Annotated in this window: 5 protein-coding genes (1 of these 5 running past the window's edge); all 5 read right to left on the bottom strand. The window is 65.7% G+C overall.

Annotated elements, in window-relative coordinates:
* Positions 1-51: 51 nt before the first annotated feature.
* Positions 52-351, bottom strand: a complete 300-nt coding sequence (locus ACQPYS_RS03675) for a YbaB/EbfC family nucleoid-associated protein (RefSeq protein ID WP_063035626.1) — start codon at positions 349-351, stop codon at positions 52-54.
* A complete protein-coding gene (locus ACQPYS_RS03670) occupies positions 348-662 on the bottom strand; it encodes a hypothetical protein (RefSeq protein WP_063035625.1) in 315 nt (104 codons plus the stop codon). Before ACQPYS_RS03670 ends, ACQPYS_RS03675 begins: the two co-directional genes overlap by 4 nt.
* A 137-nt stretch (positions 663-799) precedes the next feature.
* On the bottom strand, positions 800-1606 hold the full coding sequence (locus tag ACQPYS_RS03665) for an ESX secretion-associated protein EspG (protein WP_431940694.1): 807 nt from the start codon (positions 1604-1606) through the stop codon (positions 800-802).
* Positions 1603-3453, bottom strand: a complete 1851-nt coding sequence (locus ACQPYS_RS03660; protein ID WP_433491695.1) for a hypothetical protein — start codon at positions 3451-3453, stop codon at positions 1603-1605. Before ACQPYS_RS03660 ends, ACQPYS_RS03665 begins: the two co-directional genes overlap by 4 nt.
* A 360-nt stretch (positions 3454-3813) precedes the next feature.
* Positions 3814-19944 carry the final stretch of an MFS transporter gene (locus ACQPYS_RS03655; RefSeq protein ID WP_433491694.1) on the bottom strand. Its footprint extends 25257 nt past the window's final position, so only the last 16131 of its 41388 coding nucleotides appear in the window; its start codon lies beyond the right edge, outside the window — the gene reads right to left on this strand; it ends in the stop codon at positions 3814-3816.

Here is a 19944-nt window from a genome sequence, read left to right as displayed (position 1 = left end):
GTTTCACAAGGCACAACCGGAACCGCCCCCGATCGCCCATATGCGCTCCGTTCACTCCGAATTTCCTCGATTGAAGGCGGTGACCAGTTCGGCCCGCTCCGCGAATGCGCACCGCGCGGCCTCCGCTGCCGTACTCACCAGAATCCGCTCGAACTCCTTCGGCGACAATTGCGCTGTTCTCGCGGACAATTCCAGATCCAACATCGCCCCGTTACCGTCGACCTCCACGGTCACCACACCGTCCGGAGAGACCTTCCGCACCCGAACCGCTTTCATCTGATCGGTGAGGTCACGTAACCGGTTCAGCGCGTTGCCGGCCCGCGCCTCCAGTTCGTCCATCGCCCGGCTCATACCGGCCTCATCCAACTCTCCGGTTCGACATCGTATTCGGCTTCCTCGACCAACTCCTGGTGCGCGACGTCCTCCGGTTTGGGCAGCCCGGTCAACGCGAGCATCTCACTGCTCAGACCCGCCGCCGCGAGTTCCGCCCGGCGTTCGAGGCCGGCCCGGTTCGCCGAGCGCTTACACAGTCTGACGATCTCGGCAGCCAACTCGCCGGGCGGCCGGGACAGCTCCTCCCGCTCGATCGTGAGAGCGATCGGCAATCCCTGTTCGGTTGTCTCGATCTCGATCGAGCCGCTCCGCGACGTGACGGACCACATGGCATCCCTTATCTGTTCATGCTGCTCAGATAGCTTAATCGGGACCAGAAGGCAGGACCCGCCAATTCTGGGGACGGTCCAGGTGTTCTATCACTGTCGCTGCTCGCCGAATACGATCAGCCACTGTTGCAGCCCTGTCACTGTGGCGATGCCGGGGGCACGATGCCCGACCGCTCATCTCGGATGGTCCGGATGACGGCGGCGATCTCGACATTGATCATGGCAGTAAAACGTTTGGCATCCGCGGGTTCGGCGACAGGCGGGAGACCCGACCCGATCACGTATCTCCCATCGTCGGGAAGGTCACGCCATTCCAGCCAGAAGCTCACCCGGCCACGCGGCCCGTAGAGTGAAAACCCCTGGCAGACCTCTATAGCCCCGAGCATCGAAGGGACCGCGCGCTGAAACCGGTCGGCGGCATGGCCTGCATCGTCGAAAGAGTCCCACACGCCCGAGTCGCTGTAGCTGTGGTCCATTTCATCGACGCTCTGCGGCATCGGCAGGGTGATCCGCGACTGCCGCCCTGCCTCGACTTTCGGTAGACGTTCGACTACGGCACCGGCCAGGGCAGGCGGATCGCATTCGGTCACGGTGAAGCCGGCGGGGTGGTGGACGGTTTCACCCGGCAACTGGGCCACCAAATACCCGCGGTCCTCCCGGCGGACCCCCAGCATGCGAATGGTGCCGCGTGCGTTCCGCGGATCCCGGCCGTCGATTCCCCGTACCACGAGGCTGAGGTCCGGCTCGTTCACATCCCGGCAGATCCGGTCGAACGCCGGATCGTCGTTCGACCGCCACCGTTGCCGGATACTCCGCAGTTCGCGCTGGTAGTCCTCCTCGTATGGGATGTCGGTGACCAATACGAACGGACGCGGAATGTCCAGCCCCGACCGAGACCACAGGGCCTCGAACTCGAGGGCGGTGAAACTCCACGTACGGTTCATTTCTCGACCACCGGCCGGACAACACGCGGCGCTTCACCGAGCGCTTCCTCGAGGTGATCGGCCGATTCGAGATAGGCCGGCCGTTTCTGCTGATTGTTGCCGTCGCCGGCGCCTCTACCGGCCGCACCCGCCGCGCCCGGTGATCCAGGGGCTCCGGCCATCGGCGCCATCCCCGCCCTGCCCATCGCCATCGGCGCCCCGGCCGCGGTGACGGGGCTACTCGCGCGTGGAAACAGCTTCGCCGCTTGAGACAGATCCCTGTTCAGCGGAGTACCAGGAGCTCCCGAACCGGAGATTCCGCCACCGAGTTTCGGCGCGCCACTTTTCGGATCCAGGCCGGCGCCGGGCACCGACGGCACACCGGGCAAACCCGCGAGGCGCTCGGCGGCCGCCTGCTGTTGCGCAGCCTGCTGCCCGGCCTGCAATGCCTGCTGAGCGGCCTGTGCGGCCTGTGCGGCCTGCTGTTGCGCGGCCTGCTGCAGGGCCTGTTGTTCGGCTCGGTCGGCGGCTTGCCGCTGCAGTGCCGCCTGTTGCCGCATTGCCGCCTGCTGGTCTCGCTGGTAGGCCGCCAAGTCCGCATCCCGCCGGCCGGCGGCGGCATCTATGGCACGCTGCGACGCGGCTTGATCCGGTCCCGGATAGCCCGGCATGGGGCCCGGCTGTCCCGGCGCACCCCCACCGGAATAGGGGGCCGAGCTGGAAGCGAGATCCGGACCGGCACCCCCGGAATCGGGAGCGCCGGTCGCCAATTGGGGCGTATTCCGATCCGTGGTGGACGTATGGTCGACCTTTTTTCCCTTCTTCGTGACTTTCCCCAGCGGCGGTAGAGCTTTGAACGACGCATCCGGATAGACAAGAGGTGGTACCCGAGCGGCCGACCGCTCGACACCTTTGGTGTAGTAGTTTCCGAAAAGGTCCTGGTAGAGCGGAAGCCAATCCGTCTGTTTCGGGTCGCTATCGGCCGGATTTTTCGCTTGCGGCGGCGTGTTCTCCGCGGTTTTACCCAGCCAGCCAGCTGTATAGATCAAATTGTCCTGGACCAGATACATACTTTTACGAAGTGGTTTGATTCCGTCCGCGTACTGCTTGATCGCTGCGACAGCAGTTTCCGCTCCGGGCCCCGACCACTGGTCCGCGGTCACCGAATCCACCCGGTTGAGCAGTTCGGTGAACGTCGGCTGAATACGATCCCCCATCCACTTCCATATGCCGGAAGCTTCGGCAGCCAGCTTGGCGGAATAATTTCTCTTCAGATAATCCCCGAGCCGATACAGCCGATTCCATTCCTGCCTCTTGCTCTCCCCCCAGACAGTCGATGGTAGAAAATCGTTACTCTCCCGCAGCCGCTTCGACACGTCCCCCACGTCCCCGAATAGCTTGTCTTTTTCTACCTTTATCTCGGGCACTTTGGTATCGAGGGTCGGATAATCGGTTTTGATGAAACGTGCCTCGACCTTGTCGAATAGCGCCTCGTTCTCCTGCTCGCCCGCGTCGTAATGCTTCCCGGCGGCGATGAAGGTGTCCATCATGTCCTGCAGGATGCTCAGATGCGCATCAATTATTCGATACATCTCCGTACCACGGTCGGACAGCTTGGCGGCGAGAGCCTCACCCGAGGGAAGATCGGAGAACGGGGACAGATTCATGAGACTACGGGTTCCCCACTGCAGCGTTCGCAGCTGTGTGATGGTCTCCGCCGCTGCTTTCGCCAGTTCGTAGGCAGCCTGCTGCTCGAACATCAACGGGTCCTTCGACCGGGTGGCCCGCCGTTTGAGCTCCGGCCAAGGGTTACCGGGCATGGGCAGTGGGTCCGGTGTCGGCGGCCCGGAAGGGGTGTTGTCTTCCATACGTCCTGACTCCTCGACTATCTCGGCAACATCGGAAAACCGGACAGGTTGCCCTGTTCATCGTCACTCATGCGTTCGGCCCCGGGCAAACCAGTGGTAGGAAGCCGACGACGGAGGAACTCGACCTGTCTTCGCAGCCGCCGACCAGGGCGTGATCAGGATCGGCCGGAGCATCCCGTTCGGGCGCCCGGGGCGAACGGGATCCGATTGCACCGACGGGGTCTCGACGGCGAGGGCAGGCATGCGATCAGGTTCGACCCCTTCCCCATTTGTCATGCTCGTGTACGCGTACCAACTCATCGCGGCGGGGCGTCCTGCCCTGGGTCGCCACCCACGACGCCCGAGGTATCGCGCCGGCGATCATGCCGGTCCGGCGGCGGAATCGTCCGAGCCGATAGTGCGACCGGGGAGCGGGCCACCGAGAGGTGGGGCAAACCTGTCGTCTATCAGCGCTGAGAGTTTGCTGAGGAAGCGCGCTACCCATCGGGCCGGATCATCCGGGTACCAGGAAACAGCAGCCGTGGGAAGCGCGCGCTGAACGAAGGCCGCAAGTGTCCGTGCCTGGCCCGAGTCGGGTGCATCCGAGGCGAGGAGATCCACCAGGCGGACCGTATCGCCCATGACTCGTTGCAATTGGAGCAAGTCCACATACGGTCGCAGTCGCGTGGGGATCAGTTGCGTGTCGGGGTCGGTTCCCGCGTTGCGCTGCAGCGCGACGGCCACTTCGTAGTCCGGCGGGCCGTAGAGAGCGAGACCGTAATCGATGAGGACAACCGTGCCGCCGTCGCGACGGATGACGTTTCCGGTGGTGATGTCACCGTGCAGAAGCTGGAATCGCTGAGCTATCAGCATTGATTCCGAGCCCGCGAGAGCGGCCGTCAACGAAGCCGGGAACTCCAGGTGATCGAACACCCTCCGGTACAACGGATTCCGCCGGAGCTCCTGGTACTTCTCTTCCGTATGCTCGACGAGCATACGGAAGAAGCCCGCCGAGTCGCCCGACTCGGGATACTGTTCCGGCAGGGGGAACAGAGTTCGAGTGATCGGGACCTCGGCCAGAACGGCACGCAATTCATCGACCATGGCAGCGGGGTCGCCGGACAAGGCGGATACCGTACCACCCGGTATGCTCTGGTGGATCTCGAACAGCACAGTATCGTCCTCGGCTGATTCGACATACAAGATCTGCGGCAACATGGGCAACAGATCATTTCGGCCGAGCCGGATAGCCGTTTCGGTGATCGCCTGGACAGTTCGGTGCTCCTGGGGCCACAGCCGGTAGTTCAGGCCGGAGGTCGCCGCGGAGGTCGAGTTGCGTTTCGGCTCACGCAACGCGAATTCACCGAGTACATGCACCCTGTTACCGGCACCCTCGAAGACCTCACCGAACCGGGTCACGACCTCCCGCAGCGCCAGCGCCTGCGCACGCGGCAACTCGACACCGCTATCACCCCCGCGGATCCGATACTCGCCCGCGGGCAGCAGATTCGCGAGCAGCGGATGTGCGCGCAGTGGTGCGTCGCCGGCGATATAGAACTCGGACTCCTCATCCGAGTCATCGGGTTCCTCGGGACGGACCGCCCCACCGGGTTCCGACGCGAGATCACCTCGTGGCTGTCCGGAATCGGCGCCGATTCGGGGCCAGGCGCGCAGGGGGGTCGCGCCGGGGAGGCAGCCGACCGGCGGATCGTGGGCCTCTTCTTGCTGCCACGCTATCCGGCCGACGGAATCCGGCACCCCTCCTTCGACCGGGTACCCGCGATTGTCCAGGAACACCGCATACATGCCGGCACATTCGGCATCCTCCGACGGGACGAAATCCGGAAGGTAGCGACCTTCGTCCAGATCTCGCAGCTCGACCCTTTCCCCGTGATGCACCCAGCGAACCAGCAGCCGGGCACGAACCGGACCCGCGGGCGCCCCTGGATCCACCGGCCCGAACACCACCGCCGCAATGCGGTCACCCCGCCTCCAGCTCTCGGCGTCGGCTGCTTGCCCGTGCGCCCGCAACCGCGCCACCGCATCCGCCAGCCCCTCGATCTGCTGCGCCCGGCCCCCCAGCCCCTCCGCGACCGCACCGACCGATACGTCGCCCGAACCGGCGGTGACCCGCAGCTGGATATCACTGCGACGGTGATACCTGGCCACCCACCGGACTGCTCGTGGCCAGGACTGGCTATCCGGATGCTCGGACCACCCCGCCGCCGGCGGCATATACGCGGCATCCCCCTCCTGAGCCGGCTGTTCCCGGCCGATCTCCGCAGCATGCTGCCGCCCGCTCCCCCCGGCCTGGGGTTTCTGTCCGGCCGACGGATACACGAACTCCGCTACCCGATCGGCAGAGCCGCGCACCAGCCTCCCCAGGCGGCCCGCCGCCGGCCCGAGAATCGGGGAGGCGATATCGCGCACCCGCGCTTCGATGCCGGCGGGAAGGAGGCGGGCGACCCAGTCTGCGGTATCGACGCCGGTACCCAATACCAGTTCCGTGCCCGCCCGCAGGAACGTGGCGAACATGTAGCGGTCGACCACCCTCATCATGTACTTCTCGACCGTCCGGCTGCCCATCCGCGACCAGATGAAGGCGGCCAGGTACCGCGCCCGCAGATACTCGTAACCCGACAGGGCCCGGCATCCGGGGAAATGGAGCGCCGACCACAGATCGTCCTTCACGTGCTCGGCCCAGAATGCGTACTCCTCGCCGGACAGCACGTTGCGCATTTCGGCGTAGTCGTCGTCGAGCAGCGGACGACCCGAGAAGTACTGCATTCTACCGAGCAGGATCAGCAGCAGCTGTGGCATCTCGTCCATCGATGTCGCACGCAGCATGTTCGCCCAGCGCGAAGCCCGCCGCTTGATGTCCTCGCGATCGGTGGATCGCTGCGGCTCGTTCTCCGGCAGCGTTCGCAATTTCCAGACGGTGACGGTCGTCCCGTCGGCCGCCAACTTCTGCTGTCGGAAGAACAGCGAGCGCCAGCTGACCTTCCCGTTGTGTACCAGCTGGTCGACCGCCAATCCGGTCACGGCGAACAGTGCGAATGCCGAGTAGATCGGCGCCCGTTTGACAACCCGACCCAACTCGAGAAAGTCCTTCTCGGTGAATTCCTCCCGGAAATCCGATTCGCGTACCTTGTCGACAATTACGGAGTAAAGCTCGGAGACGATCGTGGCGAACTGGCGCCGGCTCATCTTGCGGAAGTCCCTGTCCGGGATCTCCAACGCTTCGATTCTCTCGGCCGCCGCCTTACGCAGGCTTTCGAACCATACGCCCCGGGCGCTGACCCAATCGGCGCCGAAGCGTTCCCCTGGCTCGGGTCTGCGAAGCTTCTTCACCTTCTTCATATAGGCGAATGCCACGGGATCGATCGCGATGAGTTCATCGATCGCGGCATCCACCGGCGCCCAGTACTCGGACCCGCCCGGCAGCGGATGGCCCTCGGCTCGCGGTGTCACGCGCGCGTCGACCGGCCGTGATCCTGCCCCCGGCGCCACGGAGTCGGAGTGTCCGGTATCCGGTTCCACGTATGCCGCCGCCCCATCCCCAGCGGGCGGTCCCTGGTATTCGTACTGCTCCGCGAGGTCATCCTCACGCGTGGCGCCGGCATCGTCGGCGTCCGCCGAACCGGACGACAACCGTGCCCGCTGCTCAGCCGGTGGCCGGGAAGTCGGGTCGAGTCCGCTCGAATCGCTCGTATCGCGTGGCCGATTCGAATCTTCCGGGTAACCCCAGCCCCGGCCGTTCCAGGGATTCGTGTTGAACGCCAGAACCTCGAACGGAGCGTCCGAGGGGATGTGTGTCAGTGATCGAACTCGGCGTGGTCGGCCCGCGTCGAGAAGTTCGGCTGAATCGACGGCACCGGCGAACCGCACTTCAGGCCCCGGTGCGCCGCCGTTCGCCGGTCCGCCTAGGGACTCGTCTCGTGGCGTAGCCCGGCTCGGTCCCTCGTCGACTTCGCCGTCGATTGCCGCGCGAACCGCATCGGAGGGTGCCGATCGCAGTTTCTCGCGGGATTCGGCGATACGCCGGCGTTCGACATGCTGCGGCGAGGACAAGGCCTCCCGTGGTTCCACGGCTCGCCGGCTCGGGGTGATCGTCGGCTTCCGCTCGGCGAGCCGATATCGGCGGTCTGTCTCCGCGAGCGCCGATTTCACCTGTTGTGCATGGATGATCCGCTCGGCTTGATGGGGGTGCGGACTGTGCCGTACCGCCGCGCGGGCTTCGGCGAACGTTTCACCGAAGTTCAGCGTGCCGTCCGCGTTGAAGCAGTACCCGCACAGCACCGTCCGCAACCGCTTCAGAACCTGGGAAACGTCGCAGGGAGGGCCGGTACCGGTGAAGAGTTCGGCCAGCAGAGGGGCTACCTCCTGCCACTCTTTCTCCTGGTACCGCCCCAGGCCCTCGATGCCGACCGGCGCGGTGGTGTCCGGTGTCTGCGCTCTCGCCGAGTACCGCTGTGCCGCATGGGCCAGTTCATGGGCGAAGATGGCGCGCCAGGCCGAACCGCGCAGCGGGGGATGGAAGCCGTCGTCGACCGCGATTCGATACGATATTTCGAGATACTCCCTGTTGATCGCCCACTGCTCGCCGAGTGTCATTACCAACCCGTCCCGCGCGGGGGATACGAGCGCGTAGGCCGGATCTCGGTACGGCGCCACTCGCAGTTCGACGAGGTCGGTACCGCCGATCTCTTCGTAATGGTCTACGACCTCGTCGACGAGTTCCAGCACGGTCTCGAGATCGACCTCGACCATCAAGAGGCTCTCGAAACGGAGCGGATGCCCGATTCGCGCTTCCAGCCGGTGCAGCGCCTCGAGCTTCGACCGACGGTCTGCCCGCTCCTGCTCGCTCGCCGGGGCCCGATCGGTGTTGCCGTCGGCCGAGCTCGTTTCCTCGGCCAGTCTCACCAGAAGCTCGTAGAGAACCGACTTCCCCTCGGTCGCCTGATCGCCGGATTCGATCCCCTGTTCGGCCGTTTCGTTGTGCGCACCGACGAACGACCGGACGAGGGCCGGATTCGGCAGGAACACACCCTTGTAGAAGCACGGCTCGGGAAACTGCCGGTGCAACCAGGTCGTGAACTCCGCACTATCCGGGTTACCGTGCTCGTTCCGGTAGTGCTCTCGCAATGCGGGCAGGGCCTGCCGCTCGGCGCGCCAGCGACCGGCGATGACCAGTGCCTTGCCGATTCCGGCGACGGCGGCTCGGCGAATCTCGTCATCGGACACACCCCGCTGGGCGGGTACTGTCAGCATCAGCCGCGTCCCGGTGATCGCGGAACCGAAAACATTCGCGTTCGCGACAGCCGACACGGATTCCGGGTCCGGTGAATTCTCGTCGTCGTGATGTGCGACGACGAGTTCGTCCACCGGGATCGGGAATCGCATCAGCAGGTCGTGAACCGTCTCCACCATCGCCCGGCCGGCCGATTCGGTCAGCTTGCCGGAGCCTTCGACGACGGTTCCGTGCCGCCGCAGCAGCTGATCTCCCGTGGATACCGGCCGACCGTCCGCGAGATCCCGATACAAAGCGGTCGCCTCGACCAGTCCACCGAGAGTCGGATCCGCCGACTGCTGCGCCAGCCGCATCAAGCCTGCCTGCTGCTCCGGTGCGGGCCACGACATCGGGGAGCCGTCGGGTCGGCCGAGGATACCGGCTACCTGATCTTCGAAATCTTCGATCAGCAAACGCGTTTCGAACTGCCGGCGCGCCTCATCGGAAACAGTTGTCTTCATGACGTGGAGAGCGGTCAGGAATCGGCCGAGCACACCCGGCAACAGCCCTGGTGCCCGTCCGGCCGCCACACGGCTCCAGCCGGCGTCGTCGAGGCGATCGGTTTCCTGCCGCACCAACGACAGGGCCTGTTCCAGGTGCTCCCTGTCCAGGGTCTCCGGCGTGATCCCCAGAAGCGACGACAGCTGCGCAACTGCCTGGTCGAGCTGCTGCGGGTTCCCCGTACGTTGCCCCCACGGTCGAGTGCGGGCACCGCGTTCCAGCGCCCCGAGCCGACCGGACAGTCCACGCTGCTTCTGCACCCCGGCGTCGAGCACTTCCCGCGCTGGTCGCTCCTCGACGGATGTGGAGGACTCCGTCGGGGCCGGGGGTTCGTTCGCGGGCGGGGGAGGGTCGGCATCGGGCCTGTCGGCCTTCGCTGCGCCGGTGGGGCCGTCTGTGCGGGGTCCGACATCAGGTCGGGGCGCGGTACCGCCGCCCGGGTTGTCATCCTCCTCGGTGTCGTCGTCACGGCCGGGTTCGAACCGCCGGAAAGGCGATGTATCGCCGGAGTTCCCGGGGTCCAACATCATTTTGAGGAATCGGATCGTAAGCGCCATCTCGAATGCGGTCTGCCTGGTGTCACCCGCGAATTCGTGCCCGCCTTCCTCGCTCTCGTAGAACCACACCGCATAACCCAGTTCCTCGAGGCGGGCAGCCAGTTTGCGGCCATGGCCGGGGTGAGTGCGAAGATCCTTGGCAGAGGACCGGATCAAGATCGGTGGACGCCATGGGCCGAACACGATCTCGTGATAGGCGGATATGATGCTCGCCAGTTCAACGGGGTCTCTGGGGTCACCGTACTCGGAGATCCAACTCAGGCCTGAGCCCAGCACAATGTATCGCAGCATATCCGCCAGCGGCATCTGGGCCACCAAAGCGCCGAACTTCTCTGGATATCGCGCGAGCATCATAGAGACGACCAAGCCACCGTTACTGTTTCCGATAGCGCCCAATTGTTTGTATGTGGTGATGCCGTTCCGCACAAGGTCGTCTGCTACCGCCGCAACATCTTGATAGACCTTTACTCGATTTTCCTTGATGGAACTGCTGTGGTATTTCGGGCCGAGCTCGTTGCCACCGCGAATATTGGCCAGCACGAGGACCTTCCCTTCCTCGAGCCACGCCCTGCCCATAACGGGGTCGTATGCGGGAAGCTGTGAGATCTGGAACCCGCCGTAGACGCGCATGATCGCAGGACCGGTCGCCCCCTCTTTTCGGACCACGAAGTACGGAACACGAGTCCCGTCGTCCGACACGGCGAAGAACTGTTCGGTGACGATACCGGAGGCATGGAAAGCCGGCGGCTCCTGTTCGACCGGTCGCAGCACTCCGTCGGCCGATCCGCTGTGCACAACAGGAGGTGTGGTGAAACCGGTGGACCACACCAAAAAATTATCGTCACCGGACTGCGGGTCCAATCCGATCACCTTGGAAGTGGCATTCTCGGGAAGGTTCTCCACCGGTCGGCGAGTCCAGCGGCCGTCCGAGCCGAGGGTGAGTATCTCGATTTTGGTCTGGACATTGGACAGCGAGGTCACCAGCAGGTGTCCGGCTGTCCAGCCGTATTCGAGCAGTGCGGTGTCCTCGGGGGTGAACAACGGCTCGAACTCTCGCCCGCCGGCCAAGAAGTCGTCCAGAGCAGTCGCCAGCAGTGACCCCGCCGGATACTCGCGGCCACCGACAGACCAGTCACTGGTGAGTTCCACCAGCATCTGATTATCGAACCATTTGACAACCGCATCGACAGGAACATCGAGCCGTTGTGTCGCTCCATCCGAGTGCACCACATAGGTTTCACGATCGAAGAACCCGACGAACCGCTGCACCTGACGCGGATTCGTACCCCGGGGGATATTGTCCGCCGCATTCAGGATCACATCGCTCGGGGCACCTTCGACCAGAGTATTCGCTTCGTGTAGCGCGGTGCCTCGCCGCCAGCGTTTCACGACGATTGGATTCCCGGTCCCGCTCATGGTCCCCGGGCCGAAATCCGTCGCTACATCGATGCAGTCGGGGCCGAACCATTCGAACCGGGTCTTCGCGTTCGGGAGGCGGAAGCCGCCTTCCTCCGGGCGAACGAATTGTTTCGTGACGAGATCGAACTCGTGCAACTCATGGCTGTCGCCACCGCCGATCGACAGCGCGATCAATGCTCGACTCGGCCCCTGCTCCTGCCCCTCGCGCTGCTCCTCGGAAAGATCGAGGTCCTGCACCTTGGAGCGACCCCAGACCCAATTCACTTCACTGGGACGGTAGCCCGGAGAACCCGGAGTAGCCGGTGCTCCGTTCTCGTCCTGGCCGAGCGTGGCCACATCGAGCAGCACCTCCCAAGTCGCGGCACCGCCTATGTAGTCCGCGAAACGGGTACGTCGCCACTGCCCCTTCGGAAAATCGGCATCGGCATGGAACTTGTAGATCCGATCACCGCGGCGTTCCGGCCAGAAATCCTGACCACCACGGTCCGGCCTGGAATTGACATTGCCCTCGCTCACCACATCGAGGATTCTTTGCTCCAATTCGGCGAAGTCACGACCGGACGCAAACTCGGCGACCGTTCGGTCGCTGTGCTCGCGGACCCAGGCCGATTGGCGCGCGCCTTCGACTTCCTCCAGCCATATATACGGATCGCCCCCGTTTTCGTTGCCGGTCAATTTCGGACGGCGCTCCGGCGTCGGGGCGCCCCGATCGGTTTCGGTACCCAGGGGCGGCGCGGGAGCCGGGCCGGCAGAATGCGGCTCCGGCGGGGGCCGACGGCGGTCGGCGATTCCTCCGCTGCCCGCAGCATCGCTCGCGCCGACCCCGGCCTCGACTCCGGACTGCGGCCCGTTCGCCGCTTCCGGCGGGTGCTTGTCGTCCTTCGGGCCGTCGCCCCTCGAATCAGCGCTTCCGCTCGCCGGAGGTCGACTCTGCGCCGTGCCGGTGGCCTGCTGCCGGGGGGCGTCCCACAATTGGCTTTCGTCCGCCCGCTCACCGTGATGGTGGAACTGTCGGTGCGGCGGTTGGATACGGCGGCCTCCACGCCGGTAGCGGAAGTGCGGGTCGAGCGGGTTCGAGTCGACGTGGTGGAACAGTTCTATGCCAGGAGGCAGCGGTTCGACCGGCCCATTTCCCACACCAGATCCGGTAGGGGCTGTAGACGCATGCCGGGACCCACCGTCGGGAGCGAACAGACCTCCCACGGAAGAGCCCTCGTTTTCCGATAGCTCGCCCGTAGGAGTATCGGCTCGCCGTGCGCCGTGCTCGAACGCCTTGTTGTTCTCGACGAGAATCTGCCGGGCGATCTCGATCAACTGCGCCGGCGACGGAGCTGTCTCGGGGTGGCTCTGTGTGTAATGGGTCCGCCAGTAGTCCTCGTAGGACTGTGTCGTCCCCTGCCCGATATCAGTCCAGTCACGCATGAGGGCGACTTTGTTGCGCGCCTCGTCTCGGGTGATGCTGCCCGCCGCGTACTCCTCGTAGATCGCCTCGTACCTAGAGAAGTAATTACCGCCGGCCGGAATGTAGGGACCGCCGCTGCGCTCGACTTCCCACATGCATTCCACAGCGAACAGTTTCGCCTCGCACTCGGCCCGCAAACGCTCGACGACGAGCCCCCCGACCCAGTCCTCCACGGGACCACCCTGGTATCCCGCGTCCCGGAACGGACTGGCGGCGGTCGCCAGGGCTACCTCTTCGGCGATCGTGGCGGTCGTCTTCTCGGCGAAGTACGCGTTCCGGTACTTTCCGTCCACGGTGATCTTCCGCTCATCGCGGTCCGCGTAGCTGCCCGCTCCGGCCGTGGCGTATTCGAACGTCCACCCGGCCGCACGCAGGCCGGTGATACGGGTGGTGAGGGTAGCCGATTTCGCTACCAGGTCGCAGACTTCCTCGCCGAGTTCGGGCACGATCCGGCCCACGGCCAGCACCCGGTCGCCGTCGTTCGGGCCGTCGGCATCGGTCCGCTCTCTCCACTCACGAACAGGATCTGCCACCGGGCCGGATGCGGTACCCGCCCGCGGGCCCGCCTCGATGGCAGCGTCGGCATCCTCGGATCGCCGCGCGCTGTTCTTTTCCGTGGGAGAACTGCCGGCGAGCGGAGAGTACCGGCCGCCACCCCAGTAGAGCCGGTACGCGAGACCATCGGTGGACGCCCACATCGTGTGCTGGACGCTGCGCAGCGGCAACGGGACCGCGGTCTCTGTGCCGATTCGTCCGAGCAGCTCGCTTTCGGCGCGGCCGGCGCGCAGGACCAGATCATCGCTACCGGTCACCCGGCCGAGACGGACCGTGCGGAAGAGTACCTCACCGACGCGGTCGGGCGCGGGCCAGGCGACGGCGGGACGGGTGGTGGGCACGACCTGGTCGGTCGTGGTCGACGGCGGCTCGATCACCAGGGCGTCGCGGGCAAGCGCTCGTAGCCAGCCGAATCCGAACATGGTGCGCCAGCGTTTGACCAGGGCACGCACCGCCATACCGCCGGCGGCCGCGCCCACCACGGCGGCGGGCATCCAGCCGGCGATATCGATGCCGTGCGCGTCCAGCACCGCACCGCCGATCAGCGCACCACCGGCGGAACCGGCGCCGGTGAGCGCGTTACCCACGCTGACCGCGCGGCCATACAATTCCCGCGGGAGGAACTCCTGCTGATGACCGACCACCCTGGCGTTCATCGCCACACCGACCATGCCGAAACCAAAGGTACCGACGGCCACCACGAACGGGTTGGTGGTGGCTGCCTGTATCCCGGCGGCTGTGGTGAATCCGGCGAGGCCGGCCAGGAACAGGTTGTCCACCTTGGTCTTGTCGATCAGCCGGGACGGTAGGAGCCCGCCGGCCACCGCGCCCACTGCGCCCGCGGCGAGCACCGGCCCGGCAGCCCAGCCGGGCAGCTCCGCCGCGTCGACGACCGTGGCGGCCCGCAGATTGAGTGCCGCGACGGCCGCGTTGGTGAACACGATCGTGCCTGTATACGGGCGGAGGAAGGAATCCCGCCACACCGCCTGCCCGCCGGCTTTGAGTTCGCGGGCGACCTCACTCGGCTTGTGCTTCTTCGGCGTGTGCACGGGGAAGTGCTCCCGCATTCCGGTGAGGGCCCCGATATTCAACAGGTAGGACAACAGGTTCGCGCCCACGGGCACCGATTTGTCGATGCTCAACAGCCCCGGACCCAACGCCCGTCCACCGGTCCCGGCCAAGTACCCCTCCACCGAGGACATCCGGTTCGCCCGGGGGCGCTGCTCGGGCGTGACGAGATCCAGCACGGAACCGCCGAGCGCGCGCAGATAGAAGACCGTGGCGGTGCCCTCGACCAAAGTCGTCGCCGTGAGCAGCGGGGCCAGATCCACTGCGCCGGAGATGACACCGCCCATAGCGAGGAACGCGCCGCCCGCACCGACGGCCTGCGCCCACTGCATCATCTTCAGCCGGTCGGTGAAATCGGCGAGGTAGCCCGCGGGGACTTCGAAGAGAATTCTCGGGAGGAAGGTCGCGAAGGTGGTGGCACCGGCGGCCATCGGCGAACCGGTCTCCTGGAGAATCAGCAATGGCAGCGCGGACTGCTGGATGCTGTCACCGAGCCCGGTGACGCCGTTCGAAATGAACAAACGCCGGTAAGGCTTGTTGGAGCTGAACAACTCCCGGGTGGACACGATTTGCGGCTCGGACGGCCGCGGCTGCCCGGCCGCTCCGGCTTCGGATACCGGCGCTGCCTCGTCACCGCGGGGCGACGCCACTGCCTCGCCTCCTCGCGGCGGGCGCTCGGACTTCCCAGCAGCACGGGATAGGAAGCCCGGCCTCGGAAGGGCCCCCGGTATCCGGTTCCTGCCCGCTTTTTTGCGTCCGTCGTGGCCACGAGAACCGCCCTGCTCATCGTGTCGAGGATCGTCGCCGTGGTGGAGTGCCTGTGCCTGATCCGGAACGTTCCGGCCCGTGTAGAGGACCCGGGCCAGCGGATCGTGGAGGTTACGCCGAGGCTGATCAAGGGCCTCCTCGAGATCGACCATGCGGCCCGGAGCCGACCGGGACCATTCCGGAGCCCGGCGCACTGCGGTATCGGCCGAGGGATATCCGTCGTCGCGCACACGCGCCGGCTCGGTCCCAGGGTCACGTGCGGCGACCGGTTGCGCCGTTCCGTTCTCATCTGCCGCCGGCCGGGTCGGCCCCGGGGCGGGGGCATTCCGATCGCGAACGGCACGTTCCCCCTGCGGGGCCGGGGCGTCGATGGCGTCTTGCGCCGGTCCCTGCGTCCCGAAAGCCTGCGCTGCTCGAGCGGCACCACCGTCGAACGAATCCGGGCGCATCGGGTTCCACGACGCGCGACCGCCCCGGGTCCGTAGTTCATTCCGGTACGGGGCAGCCCCGTCACCCGCCGTCGGCACGATCGGAGCGGGGTGGTTGTCGGCCGCCGAGGCCATTACATCGATGGGTCGGGCGCGGAAAGCGTCCGGCTGCCGAGATCTTCTCGGAGTCCGCGCCGGAAGATCGAACATAGCCCGGGCAAACGCGTCTCGCGCGTTCCAACCCTCGGTGCCCGGTAGTCCTGCGACGACCCCGCCTGCGGTGAATGCCTGGACAGTTCTGGGCATGCCCGGACCGAAGGCGTAAAACATCTCCGGGTGGTTCCCGTCCGGCGCGGGACCGGAATCTCGGCGCGGGGTAGTGCCGTCGCCGGTGACGGGCGGGGCCTGATCCTCTTCCGGGCGAGCAGCAGACGCAGGCGGAGTCACCCCGGATTCGGTCGCGGGTGTGTGGTTCTCACCTCGCGACGCCGACGCCGACGCCGCCCGGTGCGGTACACCGCCGCGGGTAAGACCCGGTCCGGCTCGAAGCGCGTGTTCGATCAGATTCGGGTCGACCTCCGTTTCGTTGCGCGAAATATACTGTTCAGCATCACGCACCTTGTCGACGAGCTTGTCTATAAGCACTCTTTCCTGTTCGGGAGAGAGATCGCCGGAAGCAATTTGCTTCGCGTATCGGACGGATTCGACGACCAAGGATTTTGCCCGCTCGTGGTTGCGGTAGATTCTCAGATCCGTACGCCAGTTTCCGGCCTTGGCCTCCGGTTCGGCAGCGGTCCAGCGAGCCAAGAAATCTGCTTGCTCGCCGGCTAGATAGCCCATCTTGTGCAAATGCAGCGCGACGTCGTAGACCGGATCACCGTAAAGCGCTAGTTCCCAATCGATCACCACGGTCGACCGGTTCTCGGGGAGAATTAGTTCTCCGTTCGCATTCCGGTCGGGGATGATCAAGTTTTTCCGATGGACATCGGCGTGAAGTATTCGAGGGGGGCGGTACTCCATAGCGGTCAGATTCTCGACGACCGCCCGCAACCACTCGGCGGAAACTCCCAGTTGCCGGTACATGTATTTGAACTGTTCCGCGTTCCTGGTGTACGCCCGCCACGTGATATCGCTCAGCCGCCGGGCCAGTTCCGCTGGATCGTCGGACCATTCGAATGGAAGCCAGGGCGGTTGGGGCACACGACGCAGACCGGCGAAGAATTCGGCGATATCGCCGGGAACGTGAGTCGGCACCGGGTGCCCTCGAGGAGCGATATTGTCGAGAACATCGCCGGGAATATGTTCGTACACAGCGAAGTCGGGCTCCCGATGTTCCGACAGCAGCCGCGGTACGGACACAAACGGTGCCACCCAGCGAACCAGCCCCGGCTCGGGCATGATTCGCAGATCCATCACATCGGCACCCGGAATCGGGAAACGCGCGACTTGCAATCCGGTCGAACGGCGGATCGTGATATTTATATTGTTGTTTCCGCTGGCGACGTCGATTACCTGCACGGGATCACCGTCACGGGAAAGCGAGGACAACGCGGCCATCACCTCGTCATCGAATGTTCCGCCGTCGTGCGCGCTCTGCTGCTGCGCTGTCGCCGTTCCGTGATCCACCGATCCGAGAATTACACCATCGGAGCGCGTAGCTACGTCCTGTCCGCGTCCTGCCTCATGGCCGCCGTCCAATCGGGGCCGCGAGCCCGGGGCCGGCAGTCCCTCCGGCCGTTCGATCTCCGCTGTCTGTGGGAGTAGGTAGCCGTACTCGAAGGTCTGGTCTCCGTCTTCGTCGGTGAAGGTACGAGTGACCACGCGGCCGAATGCCCGGCCGAGCGCGAGCTCGGGGATTCCGGTGACCGATTCGACCCACAACATCCGGGTTCGGGGGGGCGACAGGAAGACACCCAGGTCGACGAAATCGAACCGATGCGAAGGTATATGGCCGATATCGGCGGTCGAGTAGCCCGGGTTGAAGATCGTTCCCGTTCTGTCGCTGCCGTCCGCCAAGTACGGGATCGTCACGAAGAAAGCACGATCGGAGCGGTGGTGGTGCATCGTCTCATCGGCCCGGCGAACATGCTCTGCCACTTCGGTCGGCGCGTCTCCCGGCTCTTCGGCGCCCGTCAGGTAGGCATCGGCCGCCACATACCCCAGCGGGCTCGCCGAGACTTCGCCCTTGATCCAGGCCAGGGATCTACGTACCGGTTCCGGGAAAGGCTCGCTCCAATACTGCCGAGCGAAGTCGACAGCCTCCTCACGGGTTTCGAACATCACTGCCGAACCGGCCAATTCGGCGAGAGCGACTTCGTGCTTGCGTTCGACCGGGAGGGCATCGAACTCGCTGTCGGGCATCCGGTCGGCGAGCGTGCCACCCTGGTTCGTATCCTGCGCCACCACCGGGACGACATCCGCCGCCTGATCGGTCACGATCCGGCCCTCCAGGACCGGAGCCGGCACGTCGATCTTCCCGAGCTCGGCATTCAACCGGTTGACCTCGTCGGCGTAGCGCACCAGCGTGTCGAGCTCCAGGACATCGGCGGCGAGATCGGCCGTATCGGAATCCGCCCCGAAGGCCAGAGCATCCAGCTGATCCGCGTCAAGACTCTCCGGATCCCTCGCCGGGCCCGCCAGAAGTTCGCGCGCCGCGTTTCGCTCTTGCCGCAATTCCTCCAGCCGCAGCACACGGAGCTCAGGCCGAGCGGGATCGGTCTCCAGCTCGGCGGGGCGCACTCCTCGGGCCTCGGCGAATTCATCACGGAATTGCCGCGCCTGTTCACGGTCACGCTCGAGCCGCGCTCGCCGCTCCGCCGCCGGTACCGCACTGCTATTACTCGTCGGATCCGGGTCGTGCGGCTCCCCTCCGGAGCGCTGGACGGGCACCGGCACAGCCTCGGAAGTCTCACGCTGGACCATGATGGAGACGGTTTTGCCCGGCGCTGCGTCGCGGGCGAACGCGATGCGCAGAGCGGTCACATATTCGGCGATTATGACCGCACCGCGGCCATGCTCCCCGGTCTCGCGGTGGCGCATCGAATCGTCGTTCTCAACCGAACCCTGCCCCTGGAAAGTCGCCAGCCAGCGATCTACCCCGGCCGGGTCGACCGCTGTACGCGGCGCGTCCTCTTCGGGGTCCACGTTGCTTTCCAGCCGCCACGTGGGCAGCCCGCGTGATCGATCTTCCACCGACAGTACGAACTGGTCCTCCGCGAGGTAGCCGCGGACGACGACCTCTCCGTCAGTGTGCAGACCTGCGTTGGTGACCACCTCCGACACCGGCCACAAGAGATCGGCGATCTGATCCGGATCCCATCCGGCGCCGGTCAACAGTACGCGCGTGGCATTACGGACCGTATCGACGCCGTCGGTGGCCTCGATATCACCCGGAGCGAAGGGGAACTCGAACTCGGGCCGGTCCGCCGACGGCGGAGGATCGCCGGGCTGTTCGGCGGCGAAGAAAGTGGTCCGCCTGGTGCGCCGGCCACTCTTCAGCAGCTCGAAATCGCCCTTCGACAGCGGGGTATCGTCCCACAGTTCGACAATCCGGCCCGCATCGGTGGCGGTGACCCGGCCGGTTTCGCCGGGCTCGTACCGAGCAGGCAGGACCCGGCTCTCGTCCACCACCGCGATCGAGATCCAGCGCTGGTCACCGACGCCGCCCTGCGTCGACTCGACGACCGCGGGCCCCTGGGCCGTACGCAGCATCGCCTCGACCATGTTTTCCGCGGCGCCCGGGTGGCCGGCGACGGGCCAGCCCTCGAGCACACCGCGAACCCCGTCTCGGGCTTCGGCGATGCGCTCGGTGAGCGGGCGGCTCGGATCGAGCGCGACCACCACCACCGGGTCCGCTGCCGAATCCCGGTTCGCGTTACTCGACGGCCGCGTGGGCGACGAGGCCGTTTCCACCGCCGGCACCCCGGTAGACCCTGCCGACTGCGCTGCGGGGTCATCCCACAGCCGACCCGAATCATGGTGGTGGAACTGCAGGTGCGACGGCCCGACACGCCCTCTCGCACCCCGGCGGTAAGGGAAGTGAGGATCGAGCGGATTCGGGTCGATCCGGTAGAACAGTTCGATCCCGGGTGGTAGCGGATTCACCGATCCTCCGCCCACAGCCCCGCGTGACTGCGTGCCCGGCCCCGTAGGAGCATCGGCCGGGTCGATCCGACCGCCCGTCAGTGCTCGGGCGACCTTCTTGGCCAGCGCCTCCTTCGAACGGGCCCGCAGACCTCCGGGGAACAGCCACGACACCGCGTTACCGGTATCCGCGTCGCCGTGGGTATGGGCCAGTTCGAACCGGTTCAGCCAGTTGGCCTCGTAATTCTCCCGCATCTGGACCGCTATCACGACGCCCGCGACTTCGATCTCGTGCGAGGTGGTAGCGCCCCCGATATTCGGCGGCTTGTCCCACCATCGAGGCCGGGGATGGTGCTCTTCGGTGAGCATCCGGATCACGAC

Source organism: Nocardia grenadensis (assembly GCF_050942415.1).
In the GTDB taxonomy this organism is placed as follows: domain Bacteria; phylum Actinomycetota; class Actinomycetes; order Mycobacteriales; family Mycobacteriaceae; genus Nocardia; species Nocardia grenadensis.
The sequence above is the reverse complement of the archived record's forward strand: the minus strand, read 5'-3'. Positions and strand labels throughout refer to the sequence as shown.

Bases quoted from the DNA above. Each gene is read 5' to 3' on its own strand.
- ACQPYS_RS03675 (WP_063035626.1), bottom strand. From the start codon at position 351: ATGAGCCGGGCGATGGACGAACTGGAGGCGCGGGCCGGCAACGCGCTG.
- ACQPYS_RS03670 (WP_063035625.1), bottom strand. From the start codon at position 662: ATGTGGTCCGTCACGTCGCGGAGCGGCTCGATCGAGATCGAGACAACC.
- ACQPYS_RS03665 (WP_431940694.1), bottom strand. From the start codon at position 1,606: ATGAACCGTACGTGGAGTTTCACCGCCCTCGAGTTCGAGGCCCTGTGG.
- ACQPYS_RS03660 (WP_433491695.1), bottom strand. From the start codon at position 3,453: ATGGAAGACAACACCCCTTCCGGGCCGCCGACACCGGACCCACTGCCC.